26 protein-coding genes are annotated in these 25,652 nt (G+C 67.8%); 15 read left to right on the forward strand and 11 right to left on the reverse strand.

What is annotated here, in order from left to right; all coding sequences use genetic code 11:
• Window positions 1–105: 105 nt before the first annotated feature.
• Together ripD and BST12_RS06385 are read right to left on the reverse strand one after the other, a co-directional pair.
• Window positions 106–1,029, reverse strand: a complete 924-nt coding sequence (gene ripD / locus BST12_RS06380; protein WP_083112170.1) for an NlpC/P60 family peptidoglycan-binding protein RipD — start codon at window positions 1,027–1,029, stop codon at window positions 106–108.
• Between the two features lie 238 nt (window positions 1,030–1,267).
• Window positions 1,268–1,675: a hypothetical protein gene (locus tag BST12_RS06385; RefSeq protein WP_083112378.1), complete on the reverse strand. Its 408-nt coding sequence runs from the start codon at window positions 1,673–1,675 to the stop codon at window positions 1,268–1,270.
• Between the two features lie 63 nt (window positions 1,676–1,738).
• Here BST12_RS06385 and BST12_RS06390 point away from each other — a divergent pair, with 63 nt between their 5' ends.
• From BST12_RS06390 to BST12_RS06405, 4 genes are read left to right on the forward strand one after another with little or no spacing between them, the layout of a single operon-like run.
• Window positions 1,739–3,052 (forward strand): adenosylmethionine--8-amino-7-oxononanoate transaminase, encoded by a 1,314-nt coding sequence (locus BST12_RS06390; protein WP_083112174.1) that lies wholly within the window; start codon window positions 1,739–1,741, stop codon window positions 3,050–3,052.
• 6 nt (window positions 3,053–3,058) lie between these two features.
• The gene (locus BST12_RS06395) at window positions 3,059–4,216 is read left to right on the forward strand and encodes an 8-amino-7-oxononanoate synthase (RefSeq protein WP_083112175.1); all 1,158 of its coding nucleotides are present in this window, start codon (window positions 3,059–3,061) and stop codon (window positions 4,214–4,216) included.
• A complete protein-coding gene (bioD, locus tag BST12_RS06400; protein ID WP_083112176.1) occupies window positions 4,213–4,887 on the forward strand; it encodes a dethiobiotin synthase in 675 nt (224 codons plus the stop codon). The genes BST12_RS06395 and bioD overlap by 4 nt, the downstream gene beginning before the upstream one ends.
• Window positions 4,887–5,420: a 2'-5' RNA ligase family protein gene (locus BST12_RS06405; RefSeq protein ID WP_083112179.1), complete on the forward strand. Its 534-nt coding sequence runs from the start codon at window positions 4,887–4,889 to the stop codon at window positions 5,418–5,420. Before bioD ends, BST12_RS06405 begins: the two co-directional genes overlap by 1 nt.
• Here the strand turns inward: BST12_RS06405 and BST12_RS06410 are convergent.
• From BST12_RS06410 to BST12_RS06425, 5 genes are all read right to left on the reverse strand, one after another.
• Window positions 5,399–6,739, reverse strand: coding sequence for a hypothetical protein (locus BST12_RS06410; protein ID WP_083112195.1), 1,341 nt, complete (start codon window positions 6,737–6,739; stop codon window positions 5,399–5,401). The genes BST12_RS06405 and BST12_RS06410 overlap by 22 nt on opposite strands.
• Complete coding sequence (locus BST12_RS06415; protein ID WP_083112198.1) at window positions 6,736–7,101, reverse strand: hypothetical protein; 366 nt, start codon at window positions 7,099–7,101, stop codon at window positions 6,736–6,738. The genes BST12_RS06410 and BST12_RS06415 overlap by 4 nt, the downstream gene beginning before the upstream one ends.
• Before the next feature lie 4 nt (window positions 7,102–7,105).
• On the reverse strand, window positions 7,106–8,929 hold the full coding sequence (locus tag BST12_RS06420) for a hypothetical protein (protein ID WP_083112379.1): 1,824 nt from the start codon (window positions 8,927–8,929) through the stop codon (window positions 7,106–7,108).
• Between the two features lie 81 nt (window positions 8,930–9,010).
• Window positions 9,011–9,136, reverse strand: coding sequence for a hypothetical protein (locus BST12_RS34180; protein WP_264061299.1), 126 nt, complete (start codon window positions 9,134–9,136; stop codon window positions 9,011–9,013).
• A 71-nt stretch (window positions 9,137–9,207) separates the two neighbouring features.
• Window positions 9,208–11,535 carry a PE family protein gene (locus tag BST12_RS06425; RefSeq protein ID WP_083112200.1) on the reverse strand — a complete coding sequence of 776 codons (2,328 nt, stop codon included), beginning with the start codon at window positions 11,533–11,535 and terminating at the stop codon, window positions 9,208–9,210.
• Between the two features lie 318 nt (window positions 11,536–11,853).
• Between BST12_RS06425 and bioB the strand changes: the two genes are divergently transcribed.
• The 3 genes from bioB (at window position 11,854) to BST12_RS06440 (ending at window position 13,822) form a co-directional block, all read left to right on the forward strand.
• Window positions 11,854–12,912 (forward strand): biotin synthase BioB, encoded by a 1,059-nt coding sequence (gene bioB / locus BST12_RS06430; protein WP_083112380.1) that lies wholly within the window; start codon window positions 11,854–11,856, stop codon window positions 12,910–12,912.
• An 11-nt stretch (window positions 12,913–12,923) separates the two neighbouring features.
• Window positions 12,924–13,151: a biotin synthase auxiliary protein BsaP gene (gene bsaP, locus BST12_RS06435; protein ID WP_083112202.1), complete on the forward strand. Its 228-nt coding sequence runs from the start codon at window positions 12,924–12,926 to the stop codon at window positions 13,149–13,151.
• An 83-nt stretch (window positions 13,152–13,234) separates the two neighbouring features.
• Window positions 13,235–13,822 carry a DUF2567 domain-containing protein gene (locus BST12_RS06440; RefSeq protein ID WP_083112381.1) on the forward strand — a complete coding sequence of 196 codons (588 nt, stop codon included), beginning with the start codon at window positions 13,235–13,237 and terminating at the stop codon, window positions 13,820–13,822.
• Between the two features lie 19 nt (window positions 13,823–13,841).
• Here BST12_RS06440 and BST12_RS06445 read toward each other — a convergent pair whose 3' ends face one another.
• Complete coding sequence (locus BST12_RS06445; RefSeq protein WP_083112210.1) at window positions 13,842–15,194, reverse strand: lipase family protein; 1,353 nt, start codon at window positions 15,192–15,194, stop codon at window positions 13,842–13,844.
• Window positions 15,195–15,547: 353 nt separating this feature from the next.
• Window positions 15,548–16,270, reverse strand: coding sequence for an NUDIX hydrolase (locus BST12_RS06450; RefSeq protein ID WP_083112214.1), 723 nt, complete (start codon window positions 16,268–16,270; stop codon window positions 15,548–15,550).
• Window positions 16,271–16,317: 47 nt separating this feature from the next.
• On the opposite strand from BST12_RS06450, the gene nadA reads away from it, so the two are divergent.
• Genes nadA through nadC form a run of 3 tightly spaced genes read left to right on the forward strand, consistent with a single transcriptional unit; the run spans window position 16,318 to window position 19,807 of the window.
• Complete coding sequence (gene nadA, locus BST12_RS06455) at window positions 16,318–17,376, forward strand: quinolinate synthase NadA (protein WP_083112216.1); 1,059 nt, start codon at window positions 16,318–16,320, stop codon at window positions 17,374–17,376.
• Window positions 17,373–18,950 (forward strand): L-aspartate oxidase, encoded by a 1,578-nt coding sequence (locus BST12_RS06460; RefSeq protein ID WP_083112218.1) that lies wholly within the window; start codon window positions 17,373–17,375, stop codon window positions 18,948–18,950. The genes nadA and BST12_RS06460 overlap by 4 nt, the downstream gene beginning before the upstream one ends.
• Complete coding sequence (gene nadC, locus BST12_RS06465) at window positions 18,950–19,807, forward strand: carboxylating nicotinate-nucleotide diphosphorylase (protein WP_083112219.1); 858 nt, start codon at window positions 18,950–18,952, stop codon at window positions 19,805–19,807. Before BST12_RS06460 ends, nadC begins: the two co-directional genes overlap by 1 nt.
• Before the next feature lie 3 nt (window positions 19,808–19,810).
• On the opposite strand, the gene BST12_RS06470 is transcribed toward nadC, so the two are convergent.
• Complete coding sequence (locus BST12_RS06470) at window positions 19,811–20,380, reverse strand: TetR/AcrR family transcriptional regulator (RefSeq protein WP_083112221.1); 570 nt, start codon at window positions 20,378–20,380, stop codon at window positions 19,811–19,813.
• 48 nt (window positions 20,381–20,428) lie between these two features.
• On the opposite strand from BST12_RS06470, the gene BST12_RS06475 reads away from it, so the two are divergent.
• Window positions 20,429–21,454 carry a zinc-dependent alcohol dehydrogenase gene (locus BST12_RS06475; RefSeq protein ID WP_083112223.1) on the forward strand — a complete coding sequence of 342 codons (1,026 nt, stop codon included), beginning with the start codon at window positions 20,429–20,431 and terminating at the stop codon, window positions 21,452–21,454.
• A 16-nt stretch (window positions 21,455–21,470) separates the two neighbouring features.
• Here the strand turns inward: BST12_RS06475 and BST12_RS06480 are convergent, their stop codons facing one another.
• Window positions 21,471–21,890, reverse strand: a complete 420-nt coding sequence (locus tag BST12_RS06480) for a nitroreductase family deazaflavin-dependent oxidoreductase (protein WP_083112225.1) — start codon at window positions 21,888–21,890, stop codon at window positions 21,471–21,473.
• Window positions 21,891–21,936: 46 nt separating this feature from the next.
• Between BST12_RS06480 and hisD the strand changes: the two genes are divergently transcribed.
• From hisD to hisH, 4 genes are read left to right on the forward strand one after another with little or no spacing between them, the layout of a single operon-like run.
• Window positions 21,937–23,280 carry a histidinol dehydrogenase gene (gene hisD / locus BST12_RS06485; protein ID WP_083112226.1) on the forward strand — a complete coding sequence of 448 codons (1,344 nt, stop codon included), beginning with the start codon at window positions 21,937–21,939 and terminating at the stop codon, window positions 23,278–23,280.
• Complete coding sequence (locus BST12_RS06490; RefSeq protein ID WP_083112228.1) at window positions 23,277–24,410, forward strand: histidinol-phosphate transaminase; 1,134 nt, start codon at window positions 23,277–23,279, stop codon at window positions 24,408–24,410. Before hisD ends, BST12_RS06490 begins: the two co-directional genes overlap by 4 nt.
• Window positions 24,407–25,033, forward strand: coding sequence for an imidazoleglycerol-phosphate dehydratase HisB (hisB, locus tag BST12_RS06495; RefSeq protein WP_083112231.1), 627 nt, complete (start codon window positions 24,407–24,409; stop codon window positions 25,031–25,033). The genes BST12_RS06490 and hisB overlap by 4 nt, the downstream gene beginning before the upstream one ends.
• Window positions 25,030–25,650, forward strand: coding sequence for an imidazole glycerol phosphate synthase subunit HisH (gene hisH / locus BST12_RS06500; protein ID WP_083112233.1), 621 nt, complete (start codon window positions 25,030–25,032; stop codon window positions 25,648–25,650). Before hisB ends, hisH begins: the two co-directional genes overlap by 4 nt.
• Window positions 25,651–25,652: the final 2 nt, after the last annotated feature.

Raw genomic sequence — 25,652 nt, forward strand, 5'->3', positions numbered from 1 at the left:
GCCAATTTACCGAAACCCGCCACCTGCTTTCCTCCCGCTGAGCAGCAGCGCAGTCAGGAAGGGGACAGGTGGCGGGTGTCGAGGGGATTCAGCCGGTGGTACGGGTTACCGCGTCGGGACGGTGGTAGCGGGCTGCAACGGCGCCTGCTGCGCGGGCACTTGCTGTCCGGGCAGGGTCCGTCCTGGTGTGGTCTGGGCCGGCGCGGTCTGGCCGGGCACGGTCTGGGCCGGCGCGGTCAACCCCGGCACGGTCTGGGCGGGTGCGGTTTGGCCCGGCACGGTCTGGGCGGGTGCGGTCTGGCCGGGCACGGTCTGGGCGGGCGTGGTCAACCCCGGCACCGTCTGAGCGGGCGCGGTTTGGCCTGGCACCGTCTGCGCCGGCGTGGTCAGGCCCGGCGTTGTTTGCCCCGGTGCGGTTTGCCCTGGTGCGGTCTGGGCCGGTGTGGTCAGCCCCGGCGCGGTCTGCGCCGGCGTGAGTTGCCCGGGCATGGTCTGCAACGGCGCTTGCTGCACCGGTGCCTGGGACGGCTGGGCTCCGAGGATCCGGACCAGATAGGGCGCCATGTTGCTGGTGCGCACCGGCGAGACCTGGACGACGTCGCCGACTTCCAGCATCTGGCCGTTACCCAGGTACATCGCGACGCTTTGGGTGCCTTCGGGGCCGTAGAAGATCAGGTCCGCCTTGCGTGCCTGCTGCGGCAGAACCCGCTGGCCGACCTTGTACATCTGGCCCGAAGACCGCGGCAGCTTGAGCCCGGCGCCGGCGTAGGCGTACTGGATCAGGCCCGAAGCGTCGAAGCCGACGGTATTGATGCCGGTCCCGGTGCCGCGGGTGGGTCCGGTGACGCCGCCGCCGGCCCAGGAGAACGGCACGCCGCGCTGTGCGAGCCCGCGCGCGATGACGGCGTCGGCGGCCTGCTGGTAGTCCGTCGCCATGGTGACAGGGTCGGCGGACGCAATGCCGGGGAAGGCCACCACCGGGGCAACAGTGATCGCCAGACCGACTGCGAAGGCGTATATGCGTTTCATTGTGCTTCCAATCTCCTTGGCAATCTCCTTGGCCCTGTCGGGCTCTGTGTGCGTTGGCGTTGTGGCCGCCGCGCCGGGGCCTGGCGCCGCAGTAGTCACACCAGTCACTACAGACACTCTGACAACAGCAAAGTTCGATTGCCAGAGGGGCGAAGGATTATTTGTCGTAACGTGACCGGACGGTGATTGGGTGTGCCCAAAGTTGTATGGGCAGTTGTGATTTCGGTCTCAGTAAAGATCAGTGCCAATACCGTTCACTGAAACCGGTCAGTGCGTAGCCGAGCACCGAGGTGACAGTGAGGACGCCGATCGCGATGATCGGCCAGAAGGACATGTACCAGCCCTTCACCATGGACACGAACGGTCCGATCACGGCCGCGGTTACGGCTGCGCCGATGCCGCCCCACATCAGCGGATAGATGTAGTAGTTGAGGCCGTAGGGAACCGGCGGGCAATCGTCTGTCACACAGACGTTTTCGGCGAAACCGAACAGCTGCTGCGGCCAGCTGGTCATCGAGACCAGGATCAATAGCACGCCCAGCACCGTGACGGTGCATATCACGTCCCAGGGGACTATCCGCAGCTTGAGAATCTGCGGCGCCTTTTCGTCTGAGCCGGTGCTTTCGGGCCGAATCGGCGAAGCCATGCCATGCATGCTCCCCGATGGCCGCGGTTTGTGCGACCGGCGGCGGCATTACCCTCGGTCTCCATGACCGCGGCTGAGGCATCGGGGCCCGGGTGGACGCCCGAACGCATCAGCGCGATAGACGCCGCCCACGTGTGGCATCCCTACAGCACCATCGGGGCCGAATCCCAGCCGCCGGTGGTCGCGGTCGGCGCCCACGGCGCCTGGCTGACGGTGATCCGCGACGGCCGGCCGATCCAAGCGCTCGATGCGATGAGCTCGTGGTGGACGGCGATACACGGGCACGGGCACCCGGTTCTGGATGCGGCCATGACCAGGCAGCTGAGCGTCATGAACCACGTCATGTTCGGCGGCCTGACCCACGAGCCGGCCGCCCGGCTGGCCAAGCTGCTGGTGGATATCACCCCGGCGGGTCTGGAGACCGTCTTCTTCAGCGACTCGGGATCGGTGTCGGTGGAAGTCGCGGTGAAAATGGCCCTGCAGTACTGGCGCGGCCGCGGCCAACCCGGAAAGTACCGACTGATGACCTGGCGTGGTGGCTACCACGGCGACACCTTCACGCCGATGAGCATTTGCGACCCCGACGGCGGCATGCACTCGCTGTGGACCGACATCCTGGCCCGCCAGGAGTTCGCCCCGCAGGTGCCACGCGACTACCACCCCGGCTACAGCGTGGCGTTCGAGGCGCAACTGGCCCGGCACGCCGCGGAGCTGGCCGCGGTGGTCGTCGAGCCGGTGGTGCAGGGCGCGGGTGGGATGCGCTTCCACGACCCGGCGTATCTGGCCGATCTGCGCGATATCTGCCAGCGTCACGACGTGTTGCTGATCTTCGACGAGATCGCCACCGGCTTCGGCCGCACCGGAGAGCTGTTCGCCGCCGACCACGCCGGCGTCAGCCCGGACATCATGTGCGTGGGCAAGGCGATGACCGGCGGGTATCTCAGCCTGGCCGCCACCCTGTGCAGCACCGACATCGCCCACACCATCAGCTCGGGTGCAGCGGGCGCGCTCATGCATGGCCCCACTTTCATGGCCAATCCGCTGGCCTGCGCGGTCTCGGTGGCCAGCGTCGAGGTACTGCTCGGTCAGGATTGGCGGTCGCGGATCACCGAGATATCGGCCGGACTGGCTGCCGGCCTGGAAGCCGCCCGGGCCCTGCCCGCGGTGACCGACGTGCGGGTGTGCGGCGCGATCGGCGTGATCGAGTGCGATCGGCCGGTCGATCTGGCGGTTGCCACCCCCGCGGCGCTGGACCGCGGCGTATGGCTGCGCCCATTCCGCAACCTGATCTACGCCATGCCGCCCTATATTTGTCCGCCCGCCGAGATCGCCCAGATCACCTCCGCGATGGTGGAGGCCGCGCGCCTCGTAGGCTGAACCCCAATGAAAGGCGTGCCGGCACCGATCGATCTCTCACCGCTGTCCTGGCTGGAGACGGTGGAGCAACAGCGCCGCGCGGCCGGGCTGCGCCGCTCGCTGCGGCCGCGGCCGGCCGTGGCTACCGAACTGGACCTGGCCTCCAACGACTACCTGGGTCTATCGCAGCATCCCAACGTGATCGAAGGCGGTGTGCAGGCCCTGCGCATCTGGGGCGCCGGTGCCACCGGTTCGCGACTGGTCACCGGCGACACCGAGCTGCACCAGGAGCTCGAGTCCGAGCTCGCCGATTACGTCGGCGCCGCGGCGGGACTGCTGTTCTCCTCGGGATACACCGCCAACCTGGGAGCCGTCGTCGGCTTGTCCGGTCCGGGTTCGCTGTTGGTTTCCGACGCCTATTCGCACGCGTCGCTGGTGGATGCCTGCCGGTTGTCGCGGGCGCGGGTGGTGGTGGCGCCGCATCGCGACGTCGACGCCGTCGACCGGGCACTGCGATCGCGCAAGGAACAGCGCGCCGTCGTCATCACCGACTCGGTGTTCAGCGCCGACGGCGCGCTGGCACCGGTTCGCGAGCTGCACGAAGTGTGCCGTCGGCGTCACGCCCTGCTCATCGTCGACGAGGCACACGGGCTGGGGGTGCGCGGCGGCGGGCGCGGGCTGTTGCATGAGGCCGGCCTAGCGGGCGCTCCCGATGTGGTGGTGACCACCACGTTGTCCAAGGCGCTGGGTAGCCAGGGTGGGGTAGTGCTGGGGCCTGCTTCGGTGCGGGCCCATCTGATCGACGCGGCGCGGCCGTTCATCTTCGACACCGGCCTGGCGCCGGCGGCGGTGGGTTCGGCGCTGGCCGCCTTAGGTGTGCTGCAGGCCGAAGCGTGGCGGCCGGAAGCGGTGCTGAGAAATGCGCGCGAATTGGCCAGCGCCTGCGATGTTCCGGAAACGCCGCAGTCTGCGGTGATTTCGGTGATCCTGGGGGATCCGGAGGTGGCGCTGGCCGCGGCTACCGCCTGCCTGGATGCCGGTGTGAAGGTGGGGTGCTTCCGGCCGCCGACGGTGCCCGCCGGGACGTCGCGGCTGCGGCTGAGTGCGCGCGCCTCGCTGGACGCCGACGATCTCGCGCTCGCCCGCCGCGTGCTGACCGAGGTCCTATCCGTGGCGCGCCGTTGACCGTCCTGGTCATCACCGGGACCGGCACCGGCGTCGGCAAGACGGTCGCCACCGCGGCGCTGGCGTCGCACGCCCGTCAGGCGGGGATCGAGGTGGCGGTGTGCAAACCCGTCCAGACCGGCACCGACGCCGGCGACGACGATCTCGCCGAGGTGGGCCGACTATCCGGGGTGAGCGAACTCGCCGGCCTGGCGCGGTATCCGCAGCCGATGGCGCCGGCGGCCGCAGCCGAGCTGGCCCAGGCGGCGCTACCCACCCGGGCCGATGTGCTGGGGGTCATCCGCAGTCTGGACCGCCCCGGACGGCTGACGCTGGTCGAGGGCGCCGGGGGATTGCTGGTGGAACTGGCCGAGGGCGGCGTCACCTTGCGCGACCTTGCCGTCGACCTGGCTGCCGCGGCCCTGGTCGTGGTCAGCGCGGAACTGGGCACCCTCAACCACACCGCGCTCACCTTGGAAGCGCTTGCCGCACAAGGTGTTTCGTGCTGCGGATTGGTGATCGGCAGCTGGCCGCAGCGGCCTGGTCCGGTGGAAACCTCCAACCGGTCCGCGTTGGCTCGGTTGGCGCCGGTGCGGGCGGCACTGCCGGCCGGTGCCGCTGCGGTCTCGGACTTCGCGGCGCTGAGCGCGGCGGCGTTCGACCGCGCTTGGGTGAGCGCGCTGGTCTGCTGATGGTGCATTCGATCGAGCTGGTCTTCGACCGCGATACCGAGGCGGCGGTGCGTCGCATCTGGGAAGAACTAGCCGCGGCCGGAATACCTAGTCAGGCACCGGCCAGTCGTCCCCATGTGACGCTGGCCGTTGCCGAACGTATCGACGCCGAGGTCGACGAACTGCTGCGTCCGGCCGCCGCCGCGTTCCCCATGGCCTGTGCCATCGGGGCGCCGGTGCTGTTCGGGCGCGCGAACGTGGTCTTCACCCGACTGGTGGTGCCCACCCGCTCGCTGCTGGACCTGCATGCCGAAGTGCACCGGTTGTGTGCTGCGCATCTGCTGCCGGCTCCGATGACGAACAGCCTGCCGGGCCAATGGACCGCCCACGTCACGCTGGCGCGCCGGGTCGGTGGCTCGCAACTAGGGCGCGCCTTGCGTATCGCGGGCCGGCCCGCGCAGATCAACGGCCACTTCGCCGGCCTGCGCCGCTGGGACGGCAGCAAGCGCGCCGAGCATCCGATCCAGGCCGATCAGCCGCCGAACAACAAGTAGAGGCCGGTGAAGGTGTAGAAGACCATGACCAGCATCATGGTCAGCTGCCCGGTCAGCTGGTGACCGGCCGGCAGCAGGCGCAATGCCTTGTCGTGCGCCGCGATCACCGCCACGATGTGCCCGGTGACCACGCAGGCCACCTTGATCGTGGCCAGCACCGGCGGGTGCATGGACAACACATAGGCGACGTGCCAGCCGCGGCTCACCGGATCGGCCAGGGCGATGAGCGTCTGCTGACCGCGCTCCACCAGATACGACAGGTAGTGGGCGAAGATGTAGCCCACCACTATGGGGATCAACGAATGCGCCATCTGGCCCGGCAGTGCGCGACGCTGCTCGGTGTCCACTCCACCCGTCGCCCGCGCCGCAAACGAAAACGTCAGCGCCACAACGGAAATGAATACGATCAGCCCGAGGGTCCGCAGGCCCGATGATGCCACGGTGTCGGGCACGGCATGCACGCCGCGCACCAGGCGGTCGGAGAAATTGCGCCACGTCGGCGACGACGAGAAGCTGTCGAAGGCGGTGGATCCCAGCAATACCGACAGCATCATCACCACACCGGGCCGCACGGGTAGCGACGGCAGATGGTCGAAGGGGTTCCCGATGACGATCCTGCCGGTGTCGGCATTCCGCCGAAACGGGCAGAGCCGGGACACCGCCACGCTGTAGACGCCGAACGGATCGGCCCGGGCCAGCCAGCGCTGGCCACACAGCCACGCCCCGATGAGCAAGACCAGCGCATACGTCAGCAGCCACACCTTGACCCATGACAGTGCAGCCGGATCGGGGCTGGCCAATTCCATCCACACAAACGCAAACAGGCCCAGCGCCGCAGGGCGATACCCCCACGACTCGGGATAGGACACCCGCGGCTCACGAACCCGCGGGATGATGCGCTGCAGCAGCAGATACACCGTCCGGACCGGTGAGATCACCCGCCAGACCGGCCCGAAAAATAGGGACGCCGCCACCACGCCGACCCACAGCAGCACGTAGAACGCCCCGAGTAGGCCATTGTCCGACGTCTGCGGCCCCCATAAGCCGACCGCGACCACCCAAAGAGCAAAGAGCAGTGCCAACGTTGCCGCCGTCCAGCGAACGATCCGGGAGTCGACCAGCGTCGTCACCGCCGTCGGCAACGGGCGGCCAGGCTGGGCCGGGTCGAACCGCGGCTGCCGCCAGGCGAAGGCCACCAGAGCAAACGTGAAGGTCAACGCCCACGCGGCGCCCACCATCGCGTATGCGTAGGGCACCGGAAGGTCGCCCGACCCGCCCAGCCCGTGCGCCAGAACGACAGTGGCGCTCTCGCTGGTCACGAGTTCACTTGGATTGTGGCGATTGTCCGCTTGAGATGATGCAGTTCTACGTCGACCTTGCCCGGGACGTCGACGCTGAACTGAAAGGTCTGGTTGGGCGCGGCGGCCACCTGGAACTTGTGGTCCGGTGTCGAGTGCACGTGCAGCTCGTCGGTGGTGTCGCTGGTCACCCGCAGCGTGATTTGCTCGCCCACCTTGGCCTGCAGCGTGGCGTTGGTGGGAGTCACCTGGCCGTTGGCAATCGTGACGTCAACCGACACACCCTGGCCGGAGGGCTTGGGCGGCGAATGACTGCAGGACACCACCAGGCCCACGATCACCACCGCCGCCCAAACCGCGGGGAATAGGCGATTGATCGTCATCGATCTACGCCGCCCGCGGGAGTGGATGCTTGTCCTCCTCGACTTGCTGAGGCATGGTCTCGGTGTTGATTCGCCCGGCACCCCAGGTGATGCCGGCGATCACCATCAGGGTCAGGATCAGCACCACGATCGAGCCGGCGTTGAACAGCCACGTCGGGCTGTTCTGGTCGCGTTCGCGCTGCAGGATGGTGATCTCCTGGACGAACGGCCGGGTGCTGGACGCCAGCGCGGGAACCTCGGCCGCGGGAATGGCGTCGTCGGCGGGCTCGTAGATCGGCACCGCCGTCATCGTGTAGCCGTCCTGAACCCGCAACAGCGTCTTCCACGACCCCCAGACGGGAACCGGCTGAGTGGACCGGTAGTGGCCGGGGCCAACCCGTTCCAGACGGTCGATCACCAGACCGCGTTGATTTTCCATCCGGCCCTGCCAGGACAGAATCGACAGCCAGGCGGGGTTATCGCTGACTATGTTGGGCGGATTGAGCTGCACATCCGCAGACACCATGCGCTGTCCGGGAGGACTGGGCAGTTCGGTCAGGGCAATGGTTGCGGTGTCTTGTTTCGGCACCACGATGTGCAGCCCGTTGGCGACCGCACCCCCGATCACCACCACCGTTGCCACCACCATCGAGATACCGATGGCACGGCGGGGTAGCCGTTGCCCGGTGAGCACCATCCCCATCATTGCTCCGCACACCCCGGTTAGCACCGCCACCGGCACCGCCATCGCCAGGGCCTCGCCCCACATGCTCGTCGGCCACGGGTAGTGGTACACGGCCCCGATCCACAGCGACTCCAGCCAGAGCCCAACGGTGCTCACTCCCAGACCGGCGACCGCGCCGAACGCGATCGGCCGTTTGTACAAGGGCGTCAGTGCCAGCAACTCGACCACCACGGCCGGACCCAAATACAGCGGGAACCAATTCGTGGGTGCGCCCAGGACCGGGCCCACCAGAAACGCAACGCCGCCGCGCAGCGCGATGGCGAATAGCGCCGCCAGGATCGCTGCGCCACGTCCCATCGTGATGCGGGCCACCACCAATCCCAGCGCCGCCACCCCGGCGATCATCATCGGCTGCAGCACCAGCCGGAACTGCTCGACGCCGAAGTCGTATTCGATCTGGTAGACGGACAAGCCGATCAGCAGGCCACCGCAGGACAGGTAGCGCAGGAATTTGACGAACCGGCGTTCGGGTTCGCCCTCCTGCATGGTCCGGCCACCCTCATACTCCAGCATCAACACGGCGAACAGCGAAAACCCTGCACCGCCGATCATCATCAGATGTGTTGGGCCCCAAAGGGTTACATCTTGTCCGAAGAGGCGATGCCAAATGTCGTCTAGGGGAAAGCCGATAAGGGCGTACATTCCGCACCCGGCCATCAGCACCCCGCCGACCGGGGTGTGCCAGTTGCGGGTGATCCGCACCGGTGCGGGCCCCGGCTGGTCGAACGGCAGAACAATCGCGATCATGCCGGCCAGGAAAATCCCGAACAGGCCGATGATGATGAAGTAGTGAGCGGGGTTGGCCAGCGGACCGGGGTCACGGCCGTTGCCGATATGCCAGCTCACATCCCAGATGAATCCGAACAGCGCACAAATGATCGACGTGGTGAATACCAGGACCGGTAGGGCGACCCAGGACGGGCGCTTGAACTTGACGGCCATCCAGTCGGCGAATCGGCCCAGCCAGCTGATGCGATGGCTGCGGTGTGCATGGCCAACCCAGAGCATCACCACCACGATCACCGTCGCCGCGATCGACAGGCCGATCACCTGATCCAGGCCGGCCCCGCGCGCCGGCGCCTCCGCAACAATTGACAGTCCCATTGCGATTGCCTCCCGTGCCAGGCTGCTGAGTTGGTTCGAACCTCGAATGCCCACCCGGAGCGTTCGTCAATCCTGGTTTTCTCAGCTGCGGCGGTCTCTGAGCGCGATGTAGAGCACCACGCCGACGACGATCACCGCCGGCAGAAACGCCGGTATCGCCAGCAACAGCCCGTGGTGGGCGAAGTAGAGGACGTGCGCAGTGCCCATGATGGGGGTATACCCCGGCCGTGGCCTGAACACCGGTCAACCCGGCGCCGGGATGAGCCCAGCTTTGGACGCTAGCCGGCTTGGCCGTTGTTTCCCGCGCTGGCCGCCGCGCCGGCATTGCCCGGGATAGCTCCATGCTGGTCGGGACTGAAGTTGGTGGCCCCTGGGAGTTTGACAGTGCCGGCGGCTCCGGCGGCGCCCGGCGTGCCCGCGGCTCCACCGCCGCCGCCGGCGCCCCCGGCGGCAGTGGCGCCCTGATGGCCGGCCGTACCGAACATTCCGCCCACGCCGCCGGTACCGGTGAGTCCGGCATGGCCGCCATCGCCGCCATCGCTGCCATGGCCTGCGTTCCCACCCGTCCCGCCGCTACCGGCATCCGGATTCGCGGTGCCGGCACTCGCTACCACCTTGCCGCCCTGGCCGCCGGCTCCGCCATCACCTCCGTGACCGCCTGCGCCGCCGATACCGCCGAATCCGGCGCTCCCGCCGTCGCCACCGGAGCCGAAGTAGTGCGCACCATGGCCGCCGGTACCCCCGACACCGCCGTTACCTCCATGGCCGCCGACACCGAAGGCATCGCCACCATTACCCCCGGCGCCTCCGGAGACCTTTTGGTTGAGTTGGCTATAGCCATGAACGGCATTGGCTCCGGTCGCGGTTCCGCCGTTACCGCCGTTACCGCCGTCTCCGCCGGATAGGGCGGCACCGCCGCCCCCGCCGGTGCCCCCGGCGCCGCCGTGACCACCGTTACCGAAGATCATCCCCGCGTTTCCGCCGCTGCCGCCGGCGCCCCCGTTGCCGCCGTCGCCGCCGGACAGGGTGGCGGCGTGGCCGTTTCCGCCGTTGCCGCCGACACCCGCAAAAGCGGTGCCACCAATGTGGCCGAAGCCATTGCTGGTGCTGGCGGGATTGGGGAAGTCGGTTGCTGAACCGCCGTTGCCGCCGTTTCCGCCGTTGCCGCCCTCGCCGAGGGCAGCCCCCCCGATGCCGCCGTTCCCCGCACGCTGGACGTATCTGGTGTCGCCCATGCCGCTAACATCCCCACCGGTGCCCCCGGTACCACCGTTGGCGCCGTTCCCGCCATTGCCGCCATTGCCGGTTGGGAAGCCTGGGACAGGGTGGCTGTTCAGATCGGTTTTTTCGATTGGTCCGCCATTTCCGCCGTTCCCACCATTCTGCGTAGCAGTGCCAGTTGAGCCGGCAGTGCCGGACGTAGCGGTATTACCGGTATTGACCCCGTTCACCCCGTTTTGCGTTGCGGCGGCGAACTGTGGTTGCGTCGCGTCTGTGCCGGCCCAGCCGGTGCCACCTTGGCCGCCGTTGCCACCGTTGCCGAATAGGTAGGAGTTGCCGCCGGTGCCCCCGTGGCCTGGGTCGATGCTCTTGAATCCCAGCGTGGGGTTGGCGAGTTGGCCGGTTCCGCCCTGGCCGCCGTCGCCACCGTTGCCGAACAGTTGCCCGCCGTTGCCGCCGTTGCCGCCGGCCATGCCGGCCCCGCCGACTCCGCCGGTGCCGCCGTTGCCGATCAGTCCGGCCGATCCGCCGTTGCCGGCGGTACCGCCGTGCATGAGGGCTGAACCGTTGCCGCCGGCGCCGCCGATACCTCCGTCGCCGAACATGCTTCCGCCGCTTCCGCCGTTGCCGCCGGTTCCCCCGATGCCGAACCCGCCCAGACCGGTGCCGCCGACGCCGCCGGCGCCGCCGGCGCCCAGTAGCCCCGCGGCGCCACCGTGGCCGCCGTTGCCGCCACTGCCCACGAATCCGTACAGGGGGTCGGCGGTGCCCAGGCCGCCGGCGCCGCCGGCGCCGCCGGCGCCGTAGAGCCAGCCGCCGGCGCCGCCGTTGCCGCCGGTGCCGGCCGTCCAATTCGTGCCTCCGGCGCTACCGCCGGCCCCGCCCGCGCCGCCGACGCCGATGAGTCCGGCAGCTCCGCCGTTGCCGCCGGCCTGGCCGGGTGCGCCGGCCGCGCCGGCCCCGCCGTTGCCGTAGAGCCAGCCCGCGACGCCGCCGTTGCCGCCAGGTGTGGTGGCATTGGCGCCGTTGCCGATCAGGGCGCGCCCGGTCAGCGCGACGGACGGGGCATTGATCGCGTCGAGCAGTGCCTGGATAGGCGAGGCATTGGCGGCTTCGGCGATCGCATAGGCGTTCGCGCCGCCGGTAAGGGTTTGGACGAACTGGTCGTGGAACGCCGACACCTGCGCGCTGAGGGCTTGGTATTGCTGGGCGTGACTGCCGAACAAAGCCGCAATCGCCGCGGAGACCTCGTCGGCACCTGCCGCGACAACTGCGCTGGTCGGCAGCGCCGCTGCAAAATTGGCGGCGGTGATGTGGGAGCCAATGCCGGCCAGATCGCTGGCAGCGGTCGCCAGTAGCTCTGGGGCAGCACTTACATACGACATGTCTCACCTCTCGGCCCGAGTCACGACTCGGGAGCGCCCGAAAGTGACACGTAGATGTTTGTCGGAGAGACGGTGACGCAGAGAAGCTGAACAATCATTGAGTAATCGGGAAATAGACTGATCGGAGCCTAGGAGGCAGCACCGACGGGCCTGGGATCGGGCCGTCGGCATCGGGCCCCGAATACACCCCTGGACTGGCCCTCGCAGCCGGTGTGCGCCAAGTAACCGAAGCGCGCCCGCTACCCTAGCCTGAATACCGCGATGACTAAGGCCGCAATGACGCATGTGGCACCCGAAAAGAATGCAGGGGAGTACCTGGTGACTCAAGCGCCGACGCGACCGACTTCTGACGCCGGCCAGGATGGCCCACATAGCCCCGACGCCTCCGACATTCTGGCCGAAGCGCGCCAGCAGGTGCTCGAGCGTGGCGAGGGTCTGAGCAAGCAGCAGGTGTTGCGAGTGCTGCAGCTACCCGACGAGCGGCTTGAGGAGCTCTTGGCGCTGGCGCACGAGGTGCGGATGCGCTGGTGCGGGCCCGAGGTCGAGGTCGAGGGCATCATCAGCCTGAAGACCGGCGGCTGCCCGGAAGACTGCCATTTCTGCTCCCAGTCGGGCCTGTTCGCGTCGCCGGTGCGCAGCGCCTGGCTGGACATCCCCAGCTTGGTGGAGGCGGCCAAACAGACTGCCAAGTCCGGAGCCACCGAATTCTGCATCGTGGCCGCGGTACGCGGACCCGACGAGAGGCTGCTGGCACAGGTCGCGGCGGGCATCGAGGCGATACGCAACGAAGTCGAGATCAACATCGCCTGTTCGCTGGGAATGCTGAGCCCCGAGCAGGTGGAGCGGCTGTCGGCGATGGGTGTGCATCGCTACAACCACAATCTCGAGACGGCGCGCTCGTTCTTCACCAACGTCGTCACCACGCACAGCTGGGAAGAGCGCTGGCAGACGCTGTCGATGGTGCGCGACGCCGGCATGGAAGTGTGCTGCGGCGGCATTCTCGGGATGGGCGAGACGCTGGAGCAGCGCGCGGAATTCGCCGCCGAGCTGGCCGAGCTGGGGCCGGACGAGGTCCCGCTGAACTTCCTCAACCCGCGCCCTGGCACCCCGTTCGGCGATCTGGAGGTATTGCCGGCCGCCGAGGCGCTGAAGGCGGTGGGTGCTTTCCGGCTGGCGCTGCCGCGCACCATGCTGCGCTTTGCCGGTGGACGTGAGATCACCCTGGGCGACCTAGGTGCCAAGCAAGGCATTCTGGGCGGCATCAACGCCGTGATCGTCGGCAACTACCTCACCACCCTGGGCCGCCCGGCCGAAGCCGATCTGGAACTGCTGGACGATCTCCAGATGCCGATCAAAGCGCTCAACGCCAGCTTGTAGAAGTCGAAAACGTGGCTGGAAAACTGGGCGCTCCGGTGGCCGCCGGCGTCTATAACGTCTACACCGGGGAATTGGCGGGTACGGCCAGCCCGACGGCCGCCCAGTTAGGTCTGGAGCCTCCCCGGTTCTGCGCGGAATGCGGGCGGCGAATGGTTGTGCAGGTGCGTCCGGATGGCTGGTGGGCGCGATGCTCGCGGCACGGACAGGTTGACTCGGCCGAACTGGAGGCCCAGCGGTGACCGAACGCTTCGAACCCGTCGGGCCCCCCGATCCCGCAGGGCCCACGGTGCCCGCCGCGCCGGACGGTACCCCGCCGACCCGCATGATCTTGGCGGTGGTGCTGGGCCTGTCGGCAAGTGGGGTGTTGGTCGGTGCATTGTGGGCATGGATAGCGCCGTCCATCCACGCGGTGGTGGCGATAGCGCGTTCCGGTGAACGGGTGCACGAATATCTGGGCAGCGAATCACAGAACTTCTTTGTCGCCCCGTTCCTATTGCTGGGGCTGCTCGGAGTCGTAGCGGTGGTGGCATCGGTGCTGGCCTGGCAGTGGCGAGAGCACAGGGGCCCAGGTATGGTCGCCGGGCTCGCGATCGGATCGGCGGGTGCGGCAGTCGTCGCGGCGGCCGTAGGTGCGCTGCTGGTCCGCCTGCACTACGGCGCGTTGAATTTCGACACCGTCACGCTGGCCAATGGCGATCACTCGCTGACCTACGTCAGGCAGGCGCCGCCGGTGTTCTTCGCCCGCCGGCCACTTCAGATCGCCGCCACGCTCATGTCACCGGCTGCGGCCGCTTCGCTGGTGTACGCGTTGCTTGCGGCCGGAAGCGCCCGCGACGACCTGGGTGCCTACCCGGCCGACGAGCCGCCCTCGACGGTGCTTACCGAAAACTCAGGGGCTCCGGTCTCCTAGCCCGCGTTAGAGGCCGGCCTTAGAGCGGACGCCGACTGATCTTGCGCCCGGTGATCACCTTGGCGGCGATGATTCCCAGTCGCGCCATTCCGGCATAGGTCATCGGGTTGAACATGGTCGGCCACTTGGTCCGGATGAGGTGGTCGGTCAGCGGCCGGCGGGCGAACCGGTCAGTGAGCCAGCGAAGGGTCATCGGCGCCGACAACGGGTGCAAACAGATGTGCTCGTTGAACGCGTCGCGGTGGTAGGTGACGTCGGCTCCGCCGGCCGCGTAGGCGTCGGCCAGTTCGTCGATGTCGTTGACGTCGATGAGGTAGTCGTGCACGGCCTGCACGATCAATACCGGCGGCGTGGGCACCGCGGCGCCCAGTTTGGTGTTCTCGAAAACGTGTGCCACCGCCGGGGTGGACAAGATTTCTTCGAGCGGTTTGTCGAGGTAGCTGCCCATGTCTTTGTGGGCCATCCGCACGACGGCCTCCACGGTCGTCATCTTCTCCAGGCTGTTCAGCACGGCACGCCCTTCTTCGCTGGCGTGCTCGTTGATCACCTCGTCGAGGTCGGGGTAGGTGTGGGCCAGCGCGGCTACCACCAAGGCGGGCAACCCGGCCAGGAAGCTCCCGTTGAGCCGACGGAACGTGTTGCCCAGGTTCCCGACGGGCGATCCCAGCACAGCGCCGACGATATCCAGCTCTGGCGCGTACTCGCCGCACATCTCTGCGGCCCATGCGCTGGCCAGCCCGCCGCCGGAATAGCCCCACAGCCCGATCGGCGCCGTCGGCGATAGTCCGAGACGCTCCGAACTCATCGCCGCCCGGATCCCGTCGAGGACTCGGTAACCGGGTTCATACGGCGCGCCCCAAAGCCCCTTCAGTCCTTCGTGATCGGGTACCGAAACCGCCCACCCTTCGGCGAGCGCGGCGCTGACCAGAAGCAGCTCGAACTGGGCCAGGGACCCGAGGGCCTTAGCCCGGCGGCGAAGCGCGTACGAAGGAAAACAGCGTGAGGTCATCGCGTCGATTGCGCACTGATACGACAGCAACGGGCAGGTCTGGCCCGGCTTGAAGCCCGGCGGCAGGACTACCGTGGTCACCGTCGCCTCGGGGTTTCCGTTCATGTCCGTCGTCCGGTACAGGAGCTGCGTGGCGGTGATCGACTGCGATATCAGCCCGAGGAACGCCAATTCGACCTCGCGGGACCGCAGCACCGTTCCGGGTGCGGCGTGCTGGTAGCCCGCGGGCGGCTCGTAGAAGGGATCGTCGGAGGGCAGCAGCGGGCGGATCTTGCGCTGCAATTGCTCATGCGGCGGGCGGCCGATCCACTCGGCGCCGCTGGTGCCGACGGTCGCGCCTGCCAAATTGCCGAGCTCCGCCATTCAGGCTCCCTTCATGGCCATCCGGCATTCTGGCGCAAGAACACTTCGGCGATGGGGATCGCAGCGCAGTTAGCCTTTTGGCAGTTCAATGCTGGCGGTCCAAAGCGCCAACATTTCTTATCTAGGTCTTATACAGCCTTAACCAACTCTTACTCAAGTTACCGGCATTGCCTGCGGCATCGTGTGAGGCGCGGCGTGCCGCTCGTCACAATCCCAACGCGCTGGCGAAACCTGCTGGTCAGCCCGCCGGACAGCCGTGCTGGAGTGTGTGCTCCATAAGGCAGGCTAGCGTACGGCTGGCAAGGAACTGTGAAGTTCCCGAAATTCGTGCCCGATCATTCGCGATGGGAAATTCATGCCTGGCCCGGAGGGCGAAGTGCGGCGAATTCGTCGGTGACCCGCAGCTGGGAGTCGGTGAAGTGGTATAGCGCCGCCGGACGACCGCCGCTGCGGCCGGACTGTGCCATGGTGCCGGTCTGGCTGATGACCCCGCGCCGGGCCAGCACCCGCTGCAGGTTGGTCGCGTCCACCTGGTAGCCCAGCGCCGCGCCATAGATGTCGCGAAGCGTCGAGAGCGCGAATTCCTTTGGTGCTAAGGCGAATCCAATGTTGGTGTAGGACATCTTTGCGACCAGCCGGGCATGGGCGTGAGTGACCATCGGTCCGTGGTCGAACGCCATCGTCGGCAACGAATTCACGGGGTGCCAACGAGTGTCTGACGGCAGTTCGGGGGTGGCGGGGGAGGGCACCAGGCCCAGGAAGGTCGAGGCGATCATCCTGGTGCCGGGCACCCGCTGGGGGTCGGAGAACACGGCGAGTTGCTCGAGGTGTGCCACCTCGCGCAGGTCGACTTTCTCGGCCAGCTGGCGCCGAACGGAGGTGGTCATGTCCTCGTCGTTTCGCAGCCGGCCACCCGGCAATGACCATGCACCCTTCTGCGGATCCTGGGCACGTTCCCATAACAGCACGTTCAACTGGGGTTTTTCCGTGCTTAATCCATGTGTGCGGCCTGTTGAAACGCTGCGAACTTGAAACACGACCGCAAGTACCTCGTGTGAGGTGCTACCATATGGCATGTTTTCGATTATAAGTCGAAAACCTCTCCGGTGCGAAAGGGGCCGCCGTGACGGTTTTGACCCGCATGGACATGCTCGCAGATGACGTGATTGCAATGACTGCCCGCATCACCAATTCCCCGACCGGCTACGCCGGGATCGACGGTGACGAACAGTGGGCCGCCGAAGTTCGCCGCTTGGCGCGGCTGCGCGGGGCTACCGTGCTGGCGCACAATTACCAACTGCCCGCGATCCAGGACGTCGCCGATCACGTGGGGGATTCGCTGGCCTTGTCGCGGATCGCCGCCGAGGCGCCCGAGGACACGATCGTGTTCTGTGGGGTGCACTTCATGGCCGAGACCGCCAAGATACTGAGCCCGGAAAAGACCGTGCTGATTCCGGACCAGCGAGCGGGCTGCTCGCTGGCCGATTCCATCACCCCCGAGGAACTGCGTGCCTGGAAGGACGAACACCCCGGCGCAGTCGTCGTCTCCTACGTCAACACCACGGCCGCGGTGAAGGCACTTACCGACATCTGTTGCACCTCGTCCAACGCGGTCGAGGTGGTCGCTTCGATCGACCCCGACCGTGAGGTGCTGTTCTGCCCGGACCAGTTCCTCGGGGCGCACGTGCGCCGGGTGACCGGCCGCAAGAACCTGCACGTCTGGGCCGGCGAATGCCACGTGCACGCCGGGATCAACGGCGACGAGCTCACCGGCCAGGCGCAGGCCAATCCCGACGCCGAACTGTACGTGCATCCCGAATGTGGTTGTGCCACTTCGGCTTTGTATTTGGCCGGCGAAGGCGCCTTCCCGGCCGAGCGGGTCAAGATCCTGTCTACCGGTGGCATGCTCGACGCGGCGCACCAGACCCGCGCCCGCAAGGTTCTGGTCGCTACCGAGGTCGGCATGCTGCACCAGTTGCGCCGGGCAGCGCCCGATGTCGACTTCCAGGCGGTCAACGACCGTGCGTCATGCAAGTACATGAAGATGATCACCCCCGCTGCCCTGTTGCGCTGTTTGGTGGAAGGGGCCGACGAGGTTCAGGTCGACCCCGAGACGGCCGCGGCCGGCCGGCGCAGCGTGCAGCGGATGATCGAAATCGGCCAACCCGGTGGTGGCGAATGACCACCGGTCCAGTCTGGCGGGATACCGCGGACGTTGTCGTCATCGGCACCGGTGTAGCCGGGCTGGCGGCCGCACTGGCCGCGCACCGGGCCGGTCGCCGCGTCGTCGTACTCAATAAGGCCGCCGACACCCGTGGGGTGACCGCGACCCACTACGCCCAAGGCGGCATCGCCGTGGTGCTGCCCGATAACGACGATTCGGTGGACGCCCACGTCGCCGACACGCTGGCCGCCGGTGCCGGGCTGTGCGATTCCGACGCCGTGTACTCGATCGTCGCCGACGGCTACCGCGCGGTCACCGAATTGGTCGGCGACGGCGCGCGGTTCGACGAATCGGCTCCGGGCCACTGGGATTTGACCCGCGAAGGTGGCCACTCGCGGCGGCGCATCGTGCACGCCGGAGGCGACGCCACCGGAGCCGAGGTGCAGCGGGCACTCGATCGCGCCGCCGGCGTGGTGGATATCCGCAGCAGCCACGTCGCGCTGCGAGTGCTGCATGACGACACCGCGGTGACCGGGGTATTGGTCGGGAGACCGGATGGTTGCGGCATCGTCAGTGCGCCGTCGGTGATTCTTGCTACGGGTGGGCTCGGGCACCTCTACAGCGCGACCACCAATCCCGACGGCTCCACCGGAGACGGGATCGCGTTGGCGTTGTGGGCCGGTCTCGCGGTCGGCGACCTGGAATTCATCCAGTTCCACCCGACGATGTTGTTCGCCGGTAGCGGCGGCGGCAGGCGTCCGCTGATCACCGAGGCCATCCGCGGCGAAGGTGCGATATTGCTTGACCGGCAAGGGAATTCGATTACCGCCGGCGTTCATCCGATGGGCGATCTGGCGCCGCGCGACATCGTAGCCGGCGCCATCGACGCTCGGTTGAAGGCAACCGGCGACCCGTGCGCCTACCTCGACGCACGTGGCATCGCCGGGTTCGAGGCCCGATTCCCGACCGTGACCAGAGCCTGTCGGGCCGCCGGGATCGACCCGGTTCGCCAACCCATCCCGATCGTTCCGGGCGCGCACTACAGCTGTGGTGGCGTGGTCACCGACGTCTACGGCCAAACCGGTTTGCTCGGACTATTCGCCGCCGGCGAGGTGGCCCGCACCGGCATGCACGGCGCCAACCGGCTGGCCTCCAACAGCTTGCTGGAGGGACTGGTGGTGGGAGGTCGCGCCGGAAAGGCCGCGGCCGCGCACGCGGTGGCCGCCGGACGCCGCCGCGCCAGAATGCCCGAGCCGATCGCTCACACCGCACCGCAGCGCGGCGAACTACAGCGCTCGATGAGCCAGGACGCCTCGGTGGTGCGTGACGCGGAGGGGCTGCGCCGGCTGTCCGCGGCGCTGAGCAACGCGCCGGTTCGGACGTTGGCGAGCCGTCGCGATTTCGAGGACGTGGCACTGGCGGTGGCCGCCCGAACGGTGGCCGTCGCCGCGCTGGCCCGCAACGAAAGCCGTGGTTGCCACCACCGCGCCGAGCATGAGGGTGTGCTGGCGGAGCATGCGCGAAGCAGCCTGGTCCGGTTGGCCGACGATCAACGTACGGCGCGCGTGGAGGCGTTGGCGGCGGTGGGCTGATGAAACTGTCCCAATCGGAACTGGCTGCAGTTCGAGACACCATTCGGCGCGCTCTCAGCGAGGACCTGAACTACGGGCCGGACGTGACCACGATCGCGACGGTGCCCGCCGGCGCGCTGGCCACCGCGGCGATGATTCCTCGTGAGCCCGGCGTGATCGCCGGGGTGGATATCGCGTTGCTGGTGCTCGACGAGGTGATCGGCGACGAGGGCTACCGGGTGCTCGATCGTGTTGCCGATGGTGCCCGGTTGCAGCCCGGGCAGCCCGTGTTGACGGTGGAAGCCGAAACGCGTGGCCTGCTGACCGCCGAGCGGACGATGCTGAACCTGGTCTGCCATTTGTCGGGGATCGCCACCGCCACGGCGGCGTGGGTGGAGGCCGTGAGTGGCACCAAGACCAAGATCCGTGATACCCGCAAGACGCTGCCCGGCCTGCGCGTGGTGCAGAAATATGCGGTCCGCGTCGGCGGAGGCGTCAACCACCGGTTCGGGCTGGGTGACGCCGCCTTGATCAAGGACAACCACGTTGCCGCAGCGGGATCGGTGGTCGAGGCGTTGCGCGCGGTGCGCGCCGCCGCGCCCGAGCTGTCGTGCGAGGTCGAGGTGGATTCGCTGGAGCAGCTGGACGAGGTGCTGCCCGAGAAGCCCGAGCTGATCCTGCTGGACAACTTTGCGGTATGGCAGACGCAGACCGCCGTGCAGCGACGCGATTCCCGCGCGCCAACCGTGCTGCTGGAGTCGTCCGGCGGGCTGACCCTGGACACCGCGGCGACGTATGCCGGTACCGGGGTGGACTACTTCGCCGTGGGTGCGTTGACCCACTCGGTACGGGTGCTCGATATCGGCCTGGACATGTAGCGGTCAGTTACACCGCAATAGCGTGCGGGCCGCCAGCTTGGCGGCGTTGAGCGCCGCCGCGTCGCCGGCGATCCGGGACAGGATGAGCGCTCCTTCGATCAAGGCGATGACGGCGACGGCAGCCTGCTGCGCCTCCGTCGTGGACCAGCCTTCGCCGCGCAGCCGCTCCGCGATGGCCGCACACCAGCCCCGGAACGCGCGCGCCGAGGCCGCGCGGACCTGAGGGCTGGCGTTGACCGACTCGGTCGCGATGGGTTCGATCGGACAGCCATCGCGGTCGTCACCGTTCAGCGCGGCCACCAGCAGGTCGATCCAGCGATCGACGATGTCGGCCACCGGACGGTCGGTGGCAAGGAAGCTGCGCAGCAGCTGTTCGATACTCGCGCCTGCGGTGTCGACGACCGCGGCGGCCAACTGCTGCTTGCCCTGGGGAAAGTGGTGATACAGCGATCCGGGTTTGACGCCGGCCTCGTCGAGGATCTGGTTGAGGCCGGTCGCCGCGTAACCCTGCCGGCGGAACAGGGTGGCGGCTTTGTCTATCAGCGCTGCCCGGCTGCGATCAGGTCTCGGCATATCTAAAAAATACTTGCAATAGTTGAGTAATCGCTCAAGAATGCTGAGATGAGGCAGCTGACGTACGAAGAGACCGGCCGCTACGCGTGGCGCGAGGTGCCGGAACCGGCAATCACCGCGCCGGGACAGGCGCTGGTTCGGCCGCTGATGGTGGCGTGTTGCGACCTCGACGTCGCCGTCTGCCACGGCCGGCTGCCGTTACCGCCGGGATACGCCGTGGGGCACGAGGGCCTGGCCGAAGTCGTCGCCGTCGGCGACGACGTGAGCGCTGTCCGGGCCGGCGACCGGGTGATAGTGCCCTTTCAGATCAGCTGCGGCAGCTGCCGCGAGTGCCGGCGCGGCGCAACCGGGTCATGCGCGTCGGTGCCGTTGATGGCGGCCTACGGGATGGCCCCGATTTCGGGTCTGGATGGTGGCGGCTTCATGTCGGATCTGGTGCTGGTGCCCTATGCCGACGCGATGCTCATACCGATCCCCGAGACCGTCGACCCGGTTTCCATCGCGTCGCTATCGGACAACATTCCCGACGCCTGGCGGGCCGTCGGCCCCTTTACCGAGCAGCTCGCCAAGCTCGATCCGGCCGATCGCCGAGTCCTGGTGGTGGGCCGGCTGTCGATCGGGCTGTATGCCGCCGCCTTCGCCGCTGCGCTGGGAGCCCATGTCGACTATGTCGACACAGACGAGCGCCGCCTGGCCGCTGCCGCCAAGCTCGGTGCGGTGGTGCACGATCGGGAAAAGCCGGACAAGTCTTGGGAGCGCTACCCGGTTACCGTGCACACCTCGGCCGAGGTGGCGCTGCTGCGCGCAACGCTGCGTGCGACCTGGCCCGACGGCGTCTGTACCGATACGGGCATCTATTACCAGCCGGGCGTCGAGATGCCGTTGCTGTCGATGTACACCCACGGCGTGCAATTCGTGACCGGCCGCGTCAGCGCGCGCACCGTCATTCCGCAGGTGCTGGACGTGCTGGCCGGCGGGTTGGACTTGTCGCCGGTGGTCGAGCGCGTCGTGCAGTGGGAGGACGCCCCGTCGGGCTGGCCGGCGATGACGGGCAAAACCGTGTTCGTGCGCTGAGCGTGGTACGGCCGGCTCAGGCGATGTCGGCGACGAATACCGCCATCCGGCGCAGCTGCGCGCGCGCCATGAACGGCAACTGCTCGATCTCGGGGCCGGTTGAGGCGGCCGGCAGTATGCGGGTGTTGGTGATGTGCACGTGGCGGCGGGTGAAGTGCACGTCAGCCTCGCCGGCGGCCATGACATTCTTGACCCAGTCGGTCTTGCCGTGGCCCAGCGCAATCGCCAGCGTGTTGCCTTTGCGATAGGTGGTCACGATGGTCTTGTACGGCTTCCCCGACTTACGGCCCCGGTGTTCGATGGTGGCGGTTCCCGGCAGATAGCGCGCGATCGGCTTGAGCACCGGGTTGATGTACTTGACCTGAAACTTCTCGAACCAGGGCGGGAACACCATGGGGATGCCCGGGGCGTTGTTGGGGTGATCCTTTGCGGACATGGGGCCACACTACCGGTCGGATATCCAGTTGAGCTGCTCTGGGACAATGGTCCACGTGACGATTAAGCCTGCGCCGCTGGCCCGCATTGACCTGCGGGGCGCGGAGTTGACGGCAGCCCGGTTGCGGGCCGCACTGCCGCGCGGCGGCGCCGACGTTGAGAGCGTGCTACCCAAGGTGCGGCCGATCGTGGCGGCCGTTGCTGAGCGCGGCGCCCAGGCGGCGCTGGACTTCGGTGCGTCGTTCGACGGTGTGCGGCCCGCGACGGTTCGGGTGCCTCTAGCAGCACTCGATGCTGCGTTGGCCGGACTGGATGGCGACGTGCGGGACGCGCTGCAGGTGATGATCGAACGGACCCGTGCGGTGCATGCCGATCAGCGCCGCGCCGACGTGACGACCACGCTGGGAGCGGGCGCGACCGTCACCGAGCGGTGGGTTCCCGTCGAACGGGTGGGGCTCTACGTACCGGGCGGCAACGCCGTGTACCCGTCCAGCGTGGTGATGAATGTGGTGCCCGCACAGACCGCCGGGGTGGACTCGCTGGTGGTGGCCAGCCCGCCGCAGGCGCAGTTTGACGGCTTGCCGCACCCGACGATCCTGGCCGCGGCGCGGCTGCTGGGCGTCGACGAGGTGTGGGCGGTCGGCGGGGCCCAGGCGGTGGCATTGCTGGCCTATGGCGGTACCGACACCGACAGCGCTGATCTGGCGCCGGTCGACATGATCACCGGACCGGGCAACATCTACGTCACCGCGGCCAAGCGGCTCTGCCGCTCCCAGGTGGGCATCGACGCCGAAGCCGGCCCCACCGAGATCGCCATCCTCGCCGACTACACCGCCGACCCGGCGCACGTCGCCGCCGATCTGATCAGTCAGGCCGAACACGACGAGATGGCTGCCAGCGTGCTGGTCACCCCAAGTGAGCAGCTGGCTGATGCCACCGACGCGGAATTGGCGGCCCAGCTGCAGACCACCGTGCACCGCGAGCGGGTGAGTACCGCGCTTTCCGGGCGCCAGTCGGCGATCATCCTGGTCGACGACCTCGATGCCGGGATAAAGGTGGTAAATGCCTATGCCGCCGAGCATCTGGAGATCCAGACGGTCGACGCTGCCCAGGTTGCCGGCCGGATCCGTTCGGCCGGCGCCATTTTCGTCGGCCCGTGGTCGCCGGTCAGCCTCGGTGACTACTGCGCGGGGTCTAATCACGTGTTGCCCACAGCGGGCTGTGCCCGGCATTCCAGCGGTCTTTCCGTGCAGACCTTTCTGCGCGGCATCCATGTCGTCGACTACACCGAGGCGGCCCTGAAAGATGTTTCCGGGCACGTGATTACGCTGGCCAAGGCCGAGGACCTGCCCGCGCACGGTGAGGCGGTACGGCGAAGGTTCGAGCGATGACCCAATCGCGGCCCACGCTGGACGACCTGCCGCTGCGGGACGACCTGCGGGGCAAATCGCCATACGGCGCACCGCAATTAGCGGTGCCGGTCCGGTTGAACACCAACGAGAACCCGCACCCGCCCACCCAGGCGCTGGTCGACGACGTCGTGCGGTCGGTGGGCGAAGCGGCAGTCGATCTGCACCGGTACCCCGACCGCGACGCGGTAGCCCTGCGCGCTGATCTGGCGGCGTATCTGACGGTACAGACCGAAACCGCGCTGGGTGTCGAAAGCGTGTGGGCGGCAAACGGTTCCAACGAGATACTGCAACAGCTGTTGCAGGCGTTCGGCGGGCCCGGACGTACCGCGATCGGTTTCGTACCGTCCTACTCGATGCATCCGATCATCTCCGACGGCACCCACACCGAGTGGATCGAAGCGGTTCGGGCCGGGGACTTCACCCTCGACGTCGACGCGGCCGTCGCGGCTGTCGCCGAGCGCAAGCCCGACGTCGTATTCGTCGCCAGCCCCAATAACCCGACCGGACAGAGCATTTCGCCGCAGGACTTGCGCAGGCTGCTCGACGTGGTGCCTGGAATCCTGATCGTGGACGAGGCGTACGGTGAATTCTCCTCGCAGCCCAGCGCCGTGGCGCTGGTCGAGGAGTACCCGACCAAGCTCATCGTCAGCCGCACCATGAGCAAGGCGTTCGCATTCGCCGGCGGCCGGCTCGGGTACCTGGTCGCCACGCCGGCACTGGTGGAGGCGATGCTGCTGGTGCGGCTGCCGTATCACCTGTCGTCGGTCACCCAGGCCGCGGCCCGGGCCGCGTTGCGCCACGCCGACGACACGCTGGGCAGCGTCGCCACCCTGATCGCCGAACGCGAACGAGTTTCAACAGCCTTGACCAACATGGGTTTTCGCGTGGTCCCCAGTGACGCCAACTTCGTGCTGTTCGGCGAATTCACCGACGCGCCGGCCGCCTGGCAGCACTATCTTGATGCCGGCGTCCTGATCCGCGACGTCGGGATTTCCGGTTACCTGCGCGCCACGATCGGCCTGGCCGCCGAGAACGACGCGTTCTTGAAAGCGAGCGCCCAGATCGCTGGCACCGACCTGGCCCCAGCCACCCCCGTAGGAGCAACGTGACCGCTACCGAAAGCAAGACACGCCGCGCGCGGATAGAACGTCAGACGAAGGAATCCGACATCGTCATCGAACTTGACCTGGATGGCACCGGCCAAGTGGATGTCGACACCGGTGTCCCGTTCTACGATCACATGCTGACCGCGCTGGGCAGTCACGCCAGCTTCGACTTACTGGTGCGCACCAAGGGCGATGTCGAGATCGAAGCCCATCACACCGTCGAGGACACCGCGATCGCGCTGGGGCAGGCGCTGGGGCAGGCACTCGGCGACAAGAAGGGCATCCGGCGGTTCGGCGATGCGTTCATCCCCATGGACGAGACCCTGGCACACGCCGCCGTCGACGTGTCCGGCCGGCCCTACTGTGTGCACACCGGAGAACCGGATCACCTGCAGCACACCACTATTGCCGGCAACTCAGTGCCCTACCACACCGTCATCAACCGGCACGTATTCGAATCGCTGGCCATGAATGCCCGCATCGCGCTGCACGTGCGCGTGCTCTACGGACGCGACCCGCACCACATCACCGAAGCCCAGTACAAGGCCGTGGCGCGGGCGTTGCGTCAGGCCGTCGAGCCCGATCCCCGCGTGTCGGGTGTGCCCTCCACCAAAGGCGTTCTGTGACAGCCAAATCGGTGGTGGTGCTCGACTACGGCTCGGGTAATCTGCGTTCGGCCCAGCGTGCGCTGGAGCGCGTCGGCGCCTCGGTCGAGGTGACCGCGAACGCTGAGGCCGCACTGGCCGCCGATGGCCTGGTGGTACCCGGCGTCGGCGCCTTCGAGGCCTGTATGTCGGGACTACGCAAAATCGACGGGCAGCAGATCATCGCAGAGCGGGTCGCCGCGGGACGACCGGTGCTGGGAGTGTGCGTCGGGATGCAGATCATGTTCGCCCGCGGCGTCGAATTCGGTGTGGAGACGACGGGTTGCGCGCAGTGGCCGGGTGCGGTCACCCGGTTGGACGCGCCGGTGATCCCACACATGGGCTGGAACGTGGTGCAGCCGGCGGCTGGCAGTGCGCTGTTCAACGGCCTGGACGCCGACACCCGCTTCTATTTCGTGCACTCCTATGCAGCCCAGCAGTGGGAAGGTGGGCCCGAAGCCTTGCTGACCTGGGCCACACATCACGTGCCGTTCCTGGCTGCGGTCGAGGACGGGCCACTGGCCGCCACCCAGTTCCACCCGGAGAAGAGCGGGGACGCGGGCGCGGCCGTCTTGAGCAATTGGGTTGGGGGACTGTGAAG

The sequence above is a fragment of the Mycobacterium angelicum genome (genome assembly GCF_002086155.1).
Classification (GTDB): domain Bacteria; phylum Actinomycetota; class Actinomycetes; order Mycobacteriales; family Mycobacteriaceae; genus Mycobacterium; species Mycobacterium angelicum.